The sequence below is a fragment of the Enterobacter cloacae complex sp. SYL001 genome (assembly GCF_049237025.1).
Taxonomy (GTDB): domain Bacteria; phylum Pseudomonadota; class Gammaproteobacteria; order Enterobacterales; family Enterobacteriaceae; genus Enterobacter; species Enterobacter intestinihominis.
The window spans coordinates 145436-160360 of sequence record NZ_JBMKJI010000005.1 but is presented as its reverse complement, the minus strand read 5'-3'; the positions used below and the strand labels follow the sequence as shown (position 1 = coordinate 160360).

The window sequence follows — 14925 nt, the reverse complement described above, 5'->3', positions numbered from 1 at the left end:
TTATACCTGTCTCATCCGCTTAGCAGAGCCAGCTCTTATTCCCTGAAAGCCCCTCGCAAAAAACTTATTTCCCCTGCGCCTCCAGCCACGCCATCGCCCTCTCCCCCGCCTCGTCCACCGGTAAATAGACCAGCAGCCGCGATCCGTTTCGCGGCGCAGAGTACCAGTACATCTGCTGGAGATGAAAATCCCCCAGCTCGGGATGGGTGAACAGCTTGAGCTGGTTCTCCACGCCGCGCACGTCGTTGCGCTGGTGCCACAGGGTTTTGAACTCCTCGGACACCGCAAAAAAACGCGCCAGCTTCGCTTCCCAGAGCGGGTCGCCACGGTGCTCAGCCATTGCCGCGCGGAAGTAGGAGACGAAAATCGGCAGCACGTCGTCACGTTTGCCGAGCCGCGCGCGCCACGCCGGATGGGTGAGGAACAGGTAAATACAGTTGCGATCTTCCGGCGGGATAGCGTTGAAATCGACGCCCATCAGGTGTCCGAAGCTGTCGTTCCACGCCACGATATCGAAATTCGGTTTCTGAATACTGGCAGGCTTCGGCATCAGGGTATCCAGCAGGCGACGCGTGCCTTCGCTGATCCCCTCACAGCACACCGCCTGCGGGGCTTCGCCCGGCGGCAAACCGGCAAGCACAAAAAGATGCCGGGCTTCGGTCGGGGTGCATTGCAGCGCTTTTGCAATGGCAGCCATCACCGCGCTGGACGGATTGACGTCCCGGCCCTGTTCCAGCCAGGTGTACCAGGTCACACCGACATCCGCGAGCATCGCTACCTCCTCCCGGCGCAGGCCCGGCGTGCGGCGACGGCCGCTGCGCGGTAAGCCGAGCCGCTGCGGATCGAGGCTTTCGCGCCGGGCACGCAAAAACGCGCCCAGCTGCTTGCGGGTGTCATCCTGGAGAGAGGTGACAGGTTCAGACATCAGCGCCATAACATCTCCTGCATGGTAGTACCAGTACCAGTATAAGTAAGAACTGGTACCCGTTTATCAGATGGTTGATGCTACGACTCTACGCTGTTTGACGCAATGGAGTCACCATGAATACGTCAGTTGTTTCACCGGGTCGTGCGGGCCTGATATTGCTATTAACCGGCCAGATGCTGCCGCTGATTGATACCTCGATCACCAACGTGGCGCTGGATTCCATCACCCATTCGTTACACGCCACCGCCACCGAACTGGAGCTGATCGTCGCCCTCTACGGCGTGGCCTTTGCCGTCTGTCTGGCCCCCGGCAGCAAGCTGGGCGATAACCTTGGCCGCCGTCGCTTGTTTATGTGGGGCGTGGCGAGTTTTGGCCTGGCCTCGCTGCTGTGCGGCATAGCGGGCAATATCGAACAGTTGCTTGCCGCGCGCATTATCCAGGGCGCGGGCGCCGCGCTGATCATGCCGCAAATTCTCGCGACGTTGCACGTGACGTTAAAAGGAACGGCACACGCCAAAGCGATCAGTCTGTTCGGCGGTATCGGCGGTATTGCGTTTATCGTCGGCCAGATGGGTGGCGGCTGGCTGGTGTCGGCGGACATCGCCGGGCTTGGCTGGCGTAACGCCTTCTTTATCAACGTGCCGATTTGTCTGGTGGTGCTGGCGTTGAGCCGTCGCTACGTACCGGAAACCCGCCGCGACACGCCGTCGCGCATTGACTGGACCGGTACTGTCCTGCTGACGGCGATACTGTGCTGTCTGCTGTTCCCGATGGCGCTCGGCCCGCAGTGGCACTGGTCGTGGCCGCTGAAGGCCGCGCTGCTGGCGATTGTGCCGCTGGTCTATTTGATGGTGTTAAACGCGCGTAAGAAAGAGCGAGAAGATGCCCACCCGCTCATCGCGCCGCGCCTGTTGCAGCTGCGCAGCATCCGTTTTGGCGTGCTGATCGGGATACTCTTTTTCAGCGTTTGGTCCGGGTTTATGTTCTGTATGGCGCTGACCATGCAAAGCGGTCTGGGGATGGCGCCGTGGCAGTCCGGGAACAGCTTTATCGCGCTCGGCGTCACCTATTTTATTTCCGCCTGGTTCGCCCCACGCCTGATTGCCCGCTACAGCACCAGCGCCATCCTGCTGACCGGGCTTGCGATTCAGCTTGTCGGCCTGGTGGCGCTGATCGCCACGTTCCGTCACTGGGGAATGCAGAATACCGCGCTGACGTTGGCCCCGGCCACCGGGCTGGTGGGTTACGGGCAGGCGCTGATTGTAAACAGCTTCTACCGTATCGGGATGCGCGATATCCAGCCTGACGACGCAGGGGCCGCGAGCGCGATTTTAAGCACGCTGCAACAGGCTGCGCTGGGGCTTGGCCCGGCCATTTTCGGCGCGATTTTGCTGCACGGGCTGCAAAATCATCACGGAGATTACACCCAGGCAGTCAACGTCTTCCTGATGGTGGAAACGGCCATGATGGGAGTGCTGGCGCTGGCCACGCTGCGTATGCGCCATCGTCTGTGTTTACCGGTCGTCAAGGCCTGTCCGGCGACAAAATAAAACTGCCTGAATTTGCATAATAGATCCGCAGCCGCCATTATGGGGCTGCATCAATACAGGAGACGTTATGCAGGAATTAATTGCTCAGGTTGAAGAGTTAGGGATTGAAATTAATCACACCACCTCTTTAGTGATTATCTTTGGTATTATTTTTCTTACAGCCATTATCGTTCATTTTATTCTGCACAAAGTGGTGCTGCGCGCCTTCGAAAAACGCGCGCAGGCCAGCAGCCATTTATGGTTGCAGATCATTACGCAGAACAAGTTATTTCACCGTCTGGCGTTTACCCTCCAGGGGATAATCGTCAACGTTCAGGCGGTTCTGTGGCTGCAAAAAGGCAGCGAAGCGGCGGAAATGCTCACCACCTGCGCAAAATTGTGGGTGATGGTCTATGCCCTGCTCTCCTTCTTCTCGCTGCTGGATGTGATTTTTAATCTGTCGCAGAAAATGGCCACCGCATCACAGCTGCCGCTGAAGGGGATATTCCAGGGCATCAAGCTTGTGAGCGCCATTCTGGTGGGAATATTAATTATCTCCCTTCTGATCGGTCAGTCACCCGCCATTCTGATAAGCGGCCTGGGTGCGATGGCTGCCGTTCTGATGCTGGTCTTTAAAGACCCGATACTGGGCTTAGTGGCCGGTATTCAGCTCTCCGCCAACGACATGCTGAAGCTCGGGGACTGGCTGGAGATGCCGAAATACGGCGCCAACGGCACGGTGACCGACATCGGCCTGACCACCGTTAAAGTGCGCAACTTCGATAACACCATCACCACCATCCCGACCTGGGCGCTGGTGTCCGACGCGTTCATCAACTGGAGCGGCATGTCAGCCTCCGGTGGTCGCCGCATCAAGCGTAGCCTGAATATCGATACCACCAGCATTCATTTCCTCGATGAGCAGGAGCAGCAGAAACTGATTCAGGCGAAACTACTGAAGCCGTATCTGGCCGCGCGTCATGAGGAAATTAACCTGTGGAATCAGCAGAACGGCGAAGGGGAATCGGTATTAAACCTGCGCAAGATGACCAATATCGGCACCTTCCGTGCCTATCTGAATGAATATCTGCGTAACCACCCGCGTATTCGTAAAGATATGACGCTGATGGTGCGCCAGCTCGCGCCAGATGCCAACGGGCTGCCGATTGAAATATATGCCTTTACCAACACGGTGATCTGGGCGGAATACGAAGATATTCAGGCCGACATCTTCGATCATATTTTCGCGGTGGTGGATGAATTTGGCCTGCGTATTCACCAGTCGCCAACCGGAAACGATATTCGCTCGCTGGCTGGCGTCATCGCCAGATAATCAGGTGCTGGCGCGGGAAATAAAGCGCCAGTCCATCATGACCCTTTCCGTGGGCGCATCCGGGTTGTCGATCTTATTTAACAGCAGATTGACCGCCTTGCGCCCGATATCCCGCGACGGTTGTTCAATGGTGGTGAGAGAAATCATCTCCGCCAGCTCGGTGCCGTCAAAACCCACCACCGCGATATCTTCTGGCACCCGCAGCCCTGCCTGCTGAATGGCGCGCAGCGCCCCCGCCGCCAGCGTATCAGAAACGGCAAACACCGCATCCGGCGGGTTTGCTTTTAACAGATTTTGCATCGCCGCCATGCCCGCACTGGAGCTGAGCTCACTGGCGTACTCCACCGCCTGATAGTCCAGATCCCGCAGGTGTATGACGCTCTTATAGCCGCGCTCGCGCAAACGGGAATATTTGTAGCTGAGGTCGTGGTTGATGAGCGCAATGCGTTTGCGGCCCCCGTCGGCAAGCTGGCTGACAACATGCTGAGAGGCATCAACATCATTAATCCCCACGCAGGAGACCGCGCCCGCATCGGCGTATTCGGCGCACTGCACCCACGGCGCGTTGCCAATCAGCGCGGCCAGCTCCGGCAGCTTCGAGAACGCATCCATAGTGATAATGCCATCGACGATTTTGCCGGAGAGCAGGCTTAAGCCCGAGCGGGAGCGCTCAATATCCGAGCCGGAGTTGCACAGCAGAATGCGGTAGCCGTTTTTCTCCGCCTCGGCTTCGATGCCCTTCACCACTTCGGCACAGAACGGGTTGGCGATGTTCGAGACCATCACCAGGATCATATAGCTGCGGGCGGTGCGCAGCTGACGCGCCAGCAGATTGGGCTGGTAGTTACTCTCCTGGATCGCCTGCAAAACGCGCTCGCGGTTTTTCGCCTTCACGGTATCGCTGTTATTCAGTACGCGAGAGACCGTTGCCACGGATACCCCGGCCAGTTGAGCGATTTTCTGAATTGACATAGCGACGATACATCCTGCGGTTAGCGTTTTGTGCAGGCTACCATAAATTGGTTGCCCGGCGAACCGGGCAATGCGTCAGTATTCCACACGCACCCAGCGCTGCTGCTGATGGCTTTTCACAATCGCATCAAGGATATACATCACACTGGCGCCATCGTGGAAGGTGGCAAACTGCGGATTATCCGGCATCGCTCCCGCCTGCACGGCACGGTAAAATTGCGCCATCATATTTTTAAAGGCATCCGGCCAGCCTTCAATGTGTCCGCCGGGGAAATGGGCGCTGTCGGCCACATCACGGTTCATCAAACCCGGATCGTCGCTGAGCGTCTGGTTTGCCCGGGTGCGATGGCCGATCCACAGCTGCTGCGGGGTTTCCTGATCCCACGCCACCGACTGCTCGCTGCCGTTAATTTCAAAGGTCAGGCGGTTTTTTCGCCCCGCGCTCACCTGCGAGACGCTAAAGCTGCCCTTGCTGCCGTCGTCAAAACGCAACAGCACCGAGCCGAAGTCTTCGGTAGTGACCAGTTTATCTTCATAGTGAGCATGTTCGTCGTGCGTAAACGTCTGACTGCCCGCCACGTTAGCCTTGCGCGTCGGCCAGACGATGGATAAATCAGCCATCACCTCAGTAATGCGCCTGCCGGTGACATACTGCACCGTATCGCACCAGTGGGAGCCGATATCCGCCACCGCCCGCGATGCGCCGCCGAGCGCGGCATCCACCCGCCAGTTGTAGTCGGTTTCCAGCAGCATCCAGTCCTGTAAATAGCTGCCGTGCGAGGCAAACAGCCGCCCGAGGGTGCCCGCGCGCATCATGCTCGCCGCCTGGCGCACCATCGCAAACTGACGATAGACAAAGCTCACGCCATGCACCACGCCAGCCTGCTCTGCCAGCGCCACCAGCTCGCGCGCCTCGTCCGGCGTCATGCACAGCGGCTTTTCGGAAAACACGTGCTTGCCCGCGCGCAGGATCTGGCGGTTAATCTCCGCGTGCAGGTGGTTCGGCGTGCAGTTGTGCACCGCATGCAGATTAGGGAGCGCGAGCAGTTCTTCCACGCTGGCGTAAGCATGCGGCACATTTAGCTGGCGCGCCTTTTCCTGCGCCTTAACGAGCGAACCGTCGCAGAGCGCGACCACCTGCACAAACCCGAGACGCCTGAGCGCCTCGATGTGTGCCGGGCCAATAAACCCGCTGCCGATAATCCCGACGTTAATCATGGCTGCCCCCTGCGGCGAAATCATCAAACGCCCGTCCGGAAACGGGAATAATGTGGCGGCGGATAAATTCGCTGCCTTCACTCGCGCCAGTATCGCCATCCTTCAGGCAGCACTCCCACTCCAGCACCGCCCAGCCGTTGTAGTCGTACTGGGTCAGCTTGCTGAAGATGCCCTTAAAGTCGATCTGCCCGTCACCCAGCGAGCGAAAACGTCCGGCGCGGTTGATCCACGGCTGGTAGCCGCCGTAGACGCCGCTGCGCCCGCTGGGGCGGAACTCCGCGTCCTTGACATGGAACGCTTTAATGCGCGCATGGTAGAGATCAATAAAGGTCAGGTAATCCATTTGCTGAAGCAGCATGTGGCTCGGGTCGTAGAGTATGTTGCAGCGCGGATGGTTATCCACCAGCGCCAGAAAACGCTCGAAGGTTACGCCGTCGTGCAGATCTTCCCCCGGATGCAGCTCAAAGCAGACGTCCACGCCCTGCTCGTCGAAGGTATCCAGTATTGGCCGCCAGCGGGTTGCCAGCGCCTCGAACGCCTCCTGAAAACGCTGCTCGTTGTGCGGCGGCCACGGATAGAAAAACGGCCAGGCCAGCGAGCCGGAGAAGGTGGCGTGCGCTTTCAGGCCTAATCGGGCCGAGGCGACCGCCGCCTGCTTCAGTTTTTCCGTTGCCCACGTCTGACGCGCCGCATCGTTATCGCGCACGGATGCGGGTGCGAAGTGGTCAAACGCCTCGCTGTAAACCGGGTTCACCGCCACAAGCTGCCCTTCCAGATGGGTCGACAGCTCGCTGATGACCAGCCCGTGCGCGGCCAGCTTAGCGGTGATGTCGTCGCAGTAGGCCTGACTCTCTGCGGCTTTCTCCACATCAAAGATATGCGGATGGTTGCAGGGGATTTGCACCGCTCTGTAACCCTTCGACGCCGCCCATTCTGCCAGCCCGTCGAGCGTGTTGAAGGGCGCTTCCCCGCCAATAAACTGCGACAGAAAAATGCCCGGTCCTTTCATTGTCCTCATACCACCTCCAGAACATTACGCCTTGTCATCGTCATACTTAAACGTGAGAAGGAAAATCAGCGCGATCGCCGCGGCAGCCACCGCCGGGATCCACCAGAATGTAACCCACGCCTGCGGCACGGTCTGCCCTGCCACCAGGCGGTTGTAAAGCGCCCCTGAAATCTGCGAGCCGAGCAGCATGCCGATGCCGTAGGTGAACATCACGATCATGCTCTGCGCCTGGCCTTTGACCTTTTCTCCCGCCACGCGGTCGGTGTAGATAAAGCCGACGACAAAGAAGAAATCGTAGCAGACGCCGTGCAGCAGAATGCCCAGATACAGCAGAATGCGCCCCTCCTCGCTGACACCCAGCGCGAACATGGCATAACGTACGAACCACGCCAGCATGCCGATCAGCAGCATATATTTCACGCCCAGGCGGCGGAACAGCAGCGGAATAACCAGCATGAAGACGATCTCAGACATCTGCCCGAAGGACATGGCGGTGCTGACGTCGGCAATGCCGGCATCCGCCAGATACGAGGCGGTGTAGGCGTAATAGGTGCCGAGCGGGACGGAGATCAGCATTGCGCAGACGGAGAAGACGAAGAAGTGGCGGGTTTTGAGCAGCGCGAAGGCGTCCGCGCAGAAGAGATCGCGCACCTTCACAGGCAGGCCTTTCGCCGGTGCTGGCGTGTGCGGCAGCGTCAGGCTATAGAGCGCCAGCAGCACGGAGCTGACCGCCGCTACCTGGAAGATGGTCACGCTGGACGCCACGCCGGTGACGCCGATAAAAATGCCCGCCACGATCCAGCCGATGGTGCCAAACACACGCACCACCGGGAAAGTTTTATCCACGTTTGCCAGGCTGTGGAACGCGATGTTGTTGGTCAGCGCCAGCGTTGGCATGTAGCAGAGCGTGTAGCCAAACAGCAGGCCAATCAGCAGCGCGCCGTTCTCAGCAATCAGCGCCCCCGGCACGAACCAGAGGATCGCCGCGCCCGCGAGGTGCATCACCGCCATCACCTTCTGTGAAGCGAAGAAGCGGTCCACCAGCATCCCGAGCACGAACGGCGAAAGAATGGAGGCGATGGGTCCGGCTGAGAACGCGTCGCCAATCAGCAGTGACATGTTGTGCCGGGTCATCACCAGGCCAAGCGTGACCGACCAGCTACCCCAGATAAAAAATTGCAGAAACATCATCAGCGACAGACGCGGCACCAGCAGCCGGTGCTGCGTTATTGCCTTTTCACTACTCTCAGTTGACACCATGATAAGCCTCACCCGGAAAAAGTAATCGATTACAAATTAGCTCAAATAAAAAGTAATCGATTACAAAACAAAGATCCTGTGGATCAAAACAGAATTGGGAGAGGGGTCACGATAATGGTGAAGCGGAGGTGCCGGGTGGCGGCTTCGCCTTACCCGGCCTACTAAATAACGTCCCCGAACATGTAGGCCCGGTAAGCGCAGCGGTGCCGGGCGTGAAGGCGGGTAGTGTGGTGCGGTCTGGTGCCCTCACCCCGGCCCTCTCCCACAGGGAGAGGGTGCAAACACTAAAAACGGCAACCTGGTTGCCGTTTTGCTTTTACCTTCGAGAGAGTTTAAAGGCAACAAACAGGAACACCACCCACACCGGCAGCAGCATCGCTGACAGGCGCATCTCATCCATGGTGCACATCAGCACCAGAATCAGGCCGAGGAAGGCGATACAGATGTAGTTCCCCGCCGGATAGAGCAGCGCCTTGAACTGCGTCTCGCGCCCCTTGCGGCGCATCGCCGCGCGAAAGCGCAGGTGCGCCAGGCAGATCATGATCCAGTTCAGCAGCAGCGTGGCGACAACCAGCGCCATCAGCAGGCCAAACGCCTCTTTCGGCAGCAGATAGTTGATCAGCACCACCAGCGAGGTGATAGCGCCGGAAAGGAACAGCGAATTGATCGGTACGCCGCGACGGCTGACGCGGGTAAGGAACTTCGGCGCGTTGCCCTGTACGGAGAGGCCAAACAGCATGCGGCTGTTGGAGTAAACCCCGCTGTTGTACACCGACAAAGACGCCACCAGAATGACGAAGTTCAGCGCGGAAGCCACCACGTTGCTGTTCAGGTCATGGAAGATCATCACGAACGGGCTGCTGTCAGATTTTACTTCCACCCACGGATAGAGCGCCAGCAGCACCACCAGCGAGCCGATATAGAACAGCAGGATACGGTACACCACCTGGTTGACCGCTTTCGGAATGCTTTTGTGCGGATCGCGCGCTTCGGCAGCGGTAATACCTATCAGCTCCAGACCGCCAAAGGAGAACATAATGACCGCCAGCGAGAGGATCAGCCCTTTCCAGCCAGTCGCCAGGAAGCCGCCGTGCTGCCACAGGTTGTCGATCGATGCACGCTCGCCGCCGTGGCCGGAGAACAGCAGCCACAGGCCAAAGCCGATCATGCCGATAATCGCCAGCACCTTGATCAACGCAAACCAGAACTCGGTCTCACCATACAGGCGCACGTTCACAAGGTTAACGGCGTTAATGATGATGAAGAAGGCCGCCGCCCAGATCCACGTTGGCACGTCCGGGAGCCAGTACTGCATATAGATGCCTGCGGCGGTCAGCTCCGCCATGCCCACCAGCACGAACATCACCCAGTAGTTCCAGCCGGAGAGGAAGCCTGCGAACGGACCCCAGTATTTATAGGCAAAATGCGCGAAGGAGCCGGACACCGGCTCTTCAACAACCATCTCGCCGAGCTGGCGCATGATCAGGAAGGCGATAATCCCTGCGAGAGCGTAACCCAGCAGAACCGCCGGGCCAGCCATTTGAATGGCGGGGCCGATGCCGAGAAACAGCCCGGTACCGATCGCGCCGCCAAGGGCAATTAACTGAATATGTCGATTTTGCAAACCACGTTGCAGCGTCGGACTCTGATCCGACGAAGCTTCAGCGCTACCATGGCCTGAAGCGGATGACGCGTCTTTCACGCCCTACCCCTGTCTCTTTTTTAGAAGGGGCACGTTTTAACACTTCATGCTGGTGGTAGCAAGCTTAACGCCGGGCCAGCGCATGCGCCCGGCTGATAAACGTCACGACCCGATGATCCCGCCGTCTGCTTTGACGATCACCACCGTTGACGATCGTGGACGCCCGTTCGGGCTCGCGTCTGGCCAGCTGGAAACAGCGCGAGGGTTGGCCGGGTCGGTAATATCATCCCCGCCCTCCCCCGGATGCTGAATGTTGATAAACAGCGTCCGGTTGTCTGGCGTAAATGCAATGCCGGTGATTTCGCACCCGCGCGGCCCGGTCAGGAATCGGCGATACTCGTTGGTGCCTGGAATGGTAGCCACCATCTGGTTATTGCCCATCCCCTCGTACGCTTTCTTATTGATGGTGCTGGAGGAGACATCGGTCTGGATCCACAGGACGCCCTGATGGTCAAACGACAGGCCGTCCGGGCTGCCAAATTCCGCGCCCTGCATCGAGCCTTTGGCCTTCGGATCGTCGCCGTCGGTGCGCCCGGCCATGACCAGAATATCCCACTTAAAGCGTGCGGCGGCAGGATCGGCCCCCTCTTCGAGCCAGTGCATAATATGCCCGTACACGTTGTTGGCGCGCGGGTTAGCAGCATCGACCGGTGCCTTGCCCTCTTTCCCGCGATCGCTGTTGTTGGTGAGCGTACAGTAGACGCTGCCGTTGGCGTGCGGATCGACGGCTATCCACTCGGGGCGATCCATCTTCGTTGCCCCCACCACGTCGGCCGCCAGACGGGTTTTAATCAGCAGATCGCCCTGGCTTGCAAAACCGTTGCTTTTATCCAGGCCATTTTGCCCGAAGACAAGCGGCAGCCAGTCGCCGCTGCCGTTTTCGTTGAACCTGGCGACGTACAGCGTGCCGGACGTCAGCAGCTGCATATTGGCTTCGCGGTTCGCGGGATCGTATTTTTTATCCGAAACAAATTTATAGATGTACTCAAACTTTTGGTCGTCACCCATATAAACCACCACGCGATTATCGGCGGCGAGCGTGACGGCTGCCCCCTCATGCTTGAAGCGGCCCAGCGCGGTGTGCTTGCGCGGGGTGGAGGTCGGGTTGTAGGGATCGATTTCCACGACCCAGCCGAAACGGTTGGGTTCGTTAGGGGTTTTATCGACGCTGAACCGCTCATCCACCTCGTTCCAGCGGTACGATTCATCGCTGTCGCTAATGCCGTAGCGTTTTTCCAGCGGGTTGAGATCGGCTTTTTTCACAAATATGTCCGACCAGTTCTCCTCGCAGGTGAGATAGGTCCCCCACGGCGTGTGGCCGTTGGCGCAGTTCTGCATGGTGCCCAGAACGCGTTCCCCCTGCGGATCGGCGGCGGTTTTCATTAAGTCCTGATGCCGCGCCGGGCCGGTAAGCTGCATCGGCGTATTGACGGTAATACGGCGGGCGAACGAAGACGGACGCACCACCTCCCAGCCGTTGCCCGTTTTTTTCACTTCCACCACCGACACGCCCATCGCGTTCTGCCCCTTGCGGGCTTTGTCGAGGCTCCAGTTCGCCGTACCGTCCGTAAACAGCATTCCGTTGTCGATGTATTCATGGTTCAGCGCCAGCAGGCCATGCTCCGGGCTTTGCCCCCCCTGCGGCAGGCTAAACCACGCCATGCCGTCGTGGTGCATGCCCGCCTGCACGGCCTGCTCGTCTGTGGTATTGCTGGCGTTCGGTTTAAACGCCGGCATGTTGTTTTTGATGCCTGTCGGATCGCCCCAGCGATAGAACGGGCGGGCAATATAACCTTCCGGCACCCTGACCGTATCTTCCGTGGAGACGTCAATGCTGGTAAAGCCCAGGGAAACCGCTTTTGCCAGCGCGGACGGTTTTGAGACCGCGGCAATCGCATTCTCGGGTGTGATCAGATACGGGAATGATACGGCTGCCCCCGCTACGGCCCCCATCTGAAGAAAACGGCGGCGGGAGAGGAACACCTCTGCCACCTCGGAGAATACCGGGTTAGCGCTGCGGTTACTGATATCGTCGCGATGTTCTTTTTTAAATACGGATTTGAGGGGTCTGCCCATAGCGGCTTCCTGTCATTGGCCAAGAGGTAAGGATGTGGCGACCAGTGTAAGAAGCTTTTATTACAATTTTATAACACAACAACGAAGGGATTGGGGCGTCCCTGCCCCGGATAACGAGGTGGAACGCTTAGAACTCGTAGCCAACCGAGACCTTAAAGGTACGCGGCTCGCCCTGAGTGATGTAAGTACCGGAATCATCCACGCTTGACCAGTAGTTCTCGTTGGTCACGTTGTCGATGCCTGCGCGCACGGTCATCTGGTTTTCATTGTGGTTCACCGCGAAGCGATAGCGCATGCCCAGATCCAGCGTGGTGTAGCTGTCCAGCTTTTTGGTATTCGCCAGGTCAGCATACTGCGTGCCGGAGTGGTTAACGCGCGCGGTCGCCGTCAGGCCCTCAATCGGCTTGATATCGTATTCTGCCCCCAGCACGGCGTAGAAGCTCGGAATACCGATCGCGTCGTTCCCCTGGTTCACGCCGTTTTTAGTTTTGGTCAGCTCGGCCTGAAGCCAGGTGGCGCTGGCGTTCAGACGCATCCCAAGCATTGGCTCGCCGAAAACGTTCAGCTCCACGCCACGGTTACGCTGTTCAGCGTCCAGGCCGTAGTGGCCGCTGTCGTCGAGGATAGCCGACGGCATTTTGATCTCAAACAGTGCCAGGGAGCCGCCCACGCGGCCAAAGTCCGCCTTTACACCCACTTCGTTCTGCTTAGAGTGCACGATACCGGTGCTCTGGCCGTAGTTGTTTGCTGAGCGAGGCGCAGTTTCACCGGGCTGTAACGCCTCGGTGTGGTTGGCGTAGAGGGAAATTTCCTCCCACGGCTTATAGACCACGCCGTAGGTTGGCATCCAGCGGCTACCGTCAAAACCGTCCGCGTCGTTTTCCGCACCGGTAATTTTGTTGTACCCGCGAATCACCACTTTCTGATGGCGTGCGCCTGCGGTAAACAGCAGTTTGTCGTCCAGCACGCCCAGGGTATCGCTCAACAGCCAGCCCTGCGTGCGGGTGCGCCCACTGGTCAGCGGATCGCTGTATTTGCCGCCTGAGCCGCTGAAGTTGCTGCTGTCCGGCATAGCAACGCCAGTGTTGTGGTAGATGTTGGTGGTCGGGTTATCCGCCGCGGCAGACATTTTCCACGCGATTTTTTCGTTTTTGGTCATCGCCGAATACCCGACATTCACCTTGTGCGAGACGAAGCCGGTCATGAAGTTACCGCGAATGCCCGCCATGCCGCTGACGGAATCGCTGATGCGGTTGGTATCAAGGCGGCTGACCGTCGCATTACCGCTTTTATCCAGGAGCTTCGGCGCGCTGTAGATCCCCTCTTCGTGCGCGTGCTGTGCGCCGAGGCCGGTATAGGCCGTCCAGCTATCGGTGATGTCGTACTCGCTGCGCCACATGCCGAATTCGTTTTCGATATCGCTGTAGGCCCACTTCTGCGAGAAGTTGCGATCGTTCTTCGGTGGTTCAGGCACGAAGTCCACCGCCGAGATGTTGACGCTGGTCGGGCTGCCGTGGAAGGTTTTTTTCTGATAGCCCAGGTCCAGCGAGGTGCGGAAACGGTCACCTTTGTAATCCAGACCGGTGGAGAGCAGCGTGGTGCGGCGGCGGTCGTTCGGCACGCCGGTTTCGCCTTCACGATGCACAAGGTTCACCCGCGCGCCGAACTGGTCGTTATCGCCAAAGCGACGCCCCGCATCCAGCGTGGTGCCAATCTGGGAATCCGAGGTGTAGTCGACGCCCACTTTCGCCTGCGGGATGTCGCCCGCGTGTTTTGGCTCAAGGTTGATCATCCCGCCCACGCCCGAGCTGGCCGCGCCGTTCATCAGGGAGTTGGCCCCTTTGAAGATCTCGATGCGGTCAACCATCTGGGCATCCACCACCTGACGCGGCAGTACGCCGGACAATCCGCCAAAGGTCATATCGTCGCCGTCAAACTTCAGGCCGCGGATACGGAAGGTTTCCGCGCTGTTGCCGTACCCCTGAACGAACTGCACGCCCGCGTCGTTAGCGACCACGTCAGCAATGGTTTTCGCCTGCTGATCTTCCACCAGCTTCGAGGTGTAGCTAATGATGTTGAACGGCACGTCCATGGCGTTCTGCTGCCCGAGCATCCCCATACGTCCGCCGTTAGCCACCTGGCCGTCGAGGAAGGCCGGAAGCAGTTGGTCACCGCCGGGTTTGAAATCACTCCCCGCCGTGGACTGGACCACGATGGTGTCCTCTTTTTTCTCTTCCGCCGCAAAGGCGGAGTGTGTAACCGCGCCGATGGCAATCGCCAGCAGCGTTTTGTGCATTGTGGTGTTGTTCATAATGAGCTCTTAACGTGCGCGCAAAAATGGCCCGTTGTCGGGCCTTAGTATTTATCAAATGAAATGCAAATGAGAACTATACGCATTATGCATACGTAATCAAGCGTCAACGAGGAGCACTGCGCGAGAAGAGGTTAAAAACGATGTGGGGGAGAAGTACGGCGCACAACCACCCCAGACAGGGGTGGTTGCTAAAGCATTATTTTTTCTTGTAAATATCGGCGGTGCCGTGAATTTTGTTGTTTGTATTACCGGAAGTCAGCACCAGCACATCAGCACCTTCTTTATCGGCCTTTTCGACCAGCTCTTTTTTCGCATCGTCGACAGAGACTTCGTTAGCCGTGCTCACGGTACCGATTTTTTCGTACTGAGACTCAACTTTTTCGAATTCGTTTTTTGTCATCATTTCAGCCGCAAAGGCGTTGGTGGTAAACAGAAACGCGGTGCCCAACAAAATAGCAGTCGTTTTTTTCATAAACTTTTTCCTTAAGATTAATGAGCAACTACGAAAAGCCCCCACGCGAAACGGTGAGGTGTAATGAGCATGGTAGAGGATTGGCGAAAATGCCATATACCAGGGAAAATTC

At 58.2% G+C, this 14925-nt stretch carries 11 protein-coding genes; 2 read left to right on the top strand and 9 right to left on the bottom strand.

Going from position 1 to position 14925, the window contains the following annotated elements; all coding sequences use genetic code 11:
• Positions 1–64: 64 nt before the first annotated feature.
• On the bottom strand, positions 65–934 hold the full coding sequence (locus ACOTZP_RS08075) for a helix-turn-helix transcriptional regulator (protein WP_022647328.1): 870 nt from the start codon (positions 932–934) through the stop codon (positions 65–67).
• A gap of 107 nt (positions 935–1041) precedes the next feature.
• On the opposite strand from ACOTZP_RS08075, the gene ACOTZP_RS08070 reads away from it, so the two are divergent.
• Positions 1042–2478 (top strand): MFS transporter, encoded by a 1437-nt coding sequence (locus tag ACOTZP_RS08070; RefSeq protein ID WP_045307906.1) that lies wholly within the window; start codon positions 1042–1044, stop codon positions 2476–2478.
• Between the two features lie 67 nt (positions 2479–2545).
• Positions 2546–3790: a mechanosensitive ion channel family protein gene (locus tag ACOTZP_RS08065; protein WP_022647326.1), complete on the top strand. Its 1245-nt coding sequence runs from the start codon at positions 2546–2548 to the stop codon at positions 3788–3790.
• On the opposite strand, the gene ACOTZP_RS08060 is transcribed toward ACOTZP_RS08065, so the two are convergent.
• The 8 genes from ACOTZP_RS08060 to yahO form a co-directional block, all read right to left on the bottom strand.
• On the bottom strand, positions 3791–4762 hold the full coding sequence (locus ACOTZP_RS08060) for a LacI family DNA-binding transcriptional regulator (RefSeq protein WP_045621287.1): 972 nt from the start codon (positions 4760–4762) through the stop codon (positions 3791–3793). It lies immediately after the preceding gene.
• Positions 4763–4837: 75 nt separating this feature from the next.
• Positions 4838–5980: a Gfo/Idh/MocA family protein gene (locus tag ACOTZP_RS08055; protein ID WP_271074477.1), complete on the bottom strand. Its 1143-nt coding sequence runs from the start codon at positions 5978–5980 to the stop codon at positions 4838–4840.
• Complete coding sequence (locus ACOTZP_RS08050) at positions 5973–6998, bottom strand: sugar phosphate isomerase/epimerase family protein (RefSeq protein ID WP_332976451.1); 1026 nt, start codon at positions 6996–6998, stop codon at positions 5973–5975. Before ACOTZP_RS08050 ends, ACOTZP_RS08055 begins: the two co-directional genes overlap by 8 nt.
• Before the next feature lie 15 nt (positions 6999–7013).
• Entirely contained in the window at positions 7014–8249 is a 1236-nt protein-coding gene (locus ACOTZP_RS08045; RefSeq protein WP_023299501.1) for an MFS transporter, read from the bottom strand.
• Positions 8250–8565: 316 nt separating this feature from the next.
• Entirely contained in the window at positions 8566–9951 is a 1386-nt protein-coding gene (pheP, locus tag ACOTZP_RS08040; RefSeq protein WP_023305623.1) for a phenylalanine transporter, read from the bottom strand.
• A gap of 102 nt (positions 9952–10053) precedes the next feature.
• Positions 10054–12027: a PhoX family protein gene (locus ACOTZP_RS08035; protein ID WP_271074475.1), complete on the bottom strand. Its 1974-nt coding sequence runs from the start codon at positions 12025–12027 to the stop codon at positions 10054–10056.
• Positions 12028–12154: 127 nt separating this feature from the next.
• On the bottom strand, positions 12155–14338 hold the full coding sequence (locus tag ACOTZP_RS08030) for a TonB-dependent receptor (RefSeq protein WP_045621281.1): 2184 nt from the start codon (positions 14336–14338) through the stop codon (positions 12155–12157).
• A gap of 199 nt (positions 14339–14537) precedes the next feature.
• The gene (gene yahO / locus ACOTZP_RS08025) at positions 14538–14813 is read right to left on the bottom strand and encodes a DUF1471 family periplasmic protein YahO (protein WP_022647318.1); all 276 of its coding nucleotides are present in this window, start codon (positions 14811–14813) and stop codon (positions 14538–14540) included.
• Positions 14814–14925 lie beyond the last annotated feature (112 nt).

Excerpts from the sequence above, each read along its gene's own strand:
- ACOTZP_RS08075 (WP_022647328.1), bottom strand. The coding sequence starts at position 934 with ATGGCGCTGATGTCTGAACCTGTCACCTCTCTCCAGGATGACACCCGC.
- ACOTZP_RS08070 (WP_045307906.1), top strand. The coding sequence starts at position 1,042 with ATGAATACGTCAGTTGTTTCACCGGGTCGTGCGGGCCTGATATTGCTA.
- ACOTZP_RS08065 (WP_022647326.1), top strand. The coding sequence starts at position 2,546 with ATGCAGGAATTAATTGCTCAGGTTGAAGAGTTAGGGATTGAAATTAAT.
- ACOTZP_RS08060 (WP_045621287.1), bottom strand. The coding sequence starts at position 4,762 with ATGTCAATTCAGAAAATCGCTCAACTGGCCGGGGTATCCGTGGCAACG.
- ACOTZP_RS08055 (WP_271074477.1), bottom strand. The coding sequence starts at position 5,980 with ATGATTAACGTCGGGATTATCGGCAGCGGGTTTATTGGCCCGGCACAC.
- ACOTZP_RS08050 (WP_332976451.1), bottom strand. The coding sequence starts at position 6,998 with ATGAGGACAATGAAAGGACCGGGCATTTTTCTGTCGCAGTTTATTGGC.
- ACOTZP_RS08045 (WP_023299501.1), bottom strand. The coding sequence starts at position 8,249 with ATGGTGTCAACTGAGAGTAGTGAAAAGGCAATAACGCAGCACCGGCTG.
- ACOTZP_RS08035 (WP_271074475.1), bottom strand. The coding sequence starts at position 12,027 with ATGGGCAGACCCCTCAAATCCGTATTTAAAAAAGAACATCGCGACGAT.
- ACOTZP_RS08030 (WP_045621281.1), bottom strand. The coding sequence starts at position 14,338 with ATGAACAACACCACAATGCACAAAACGCTGCTGGCGATTGCCATCGGC.
- yahO (WP_022647318.1), bottom strand. The coding sequence starts at position 14,813 with ATGAAAAAAACGACTGCTATTTTGTTGGGCACCGCGTTTCTGTTTACC.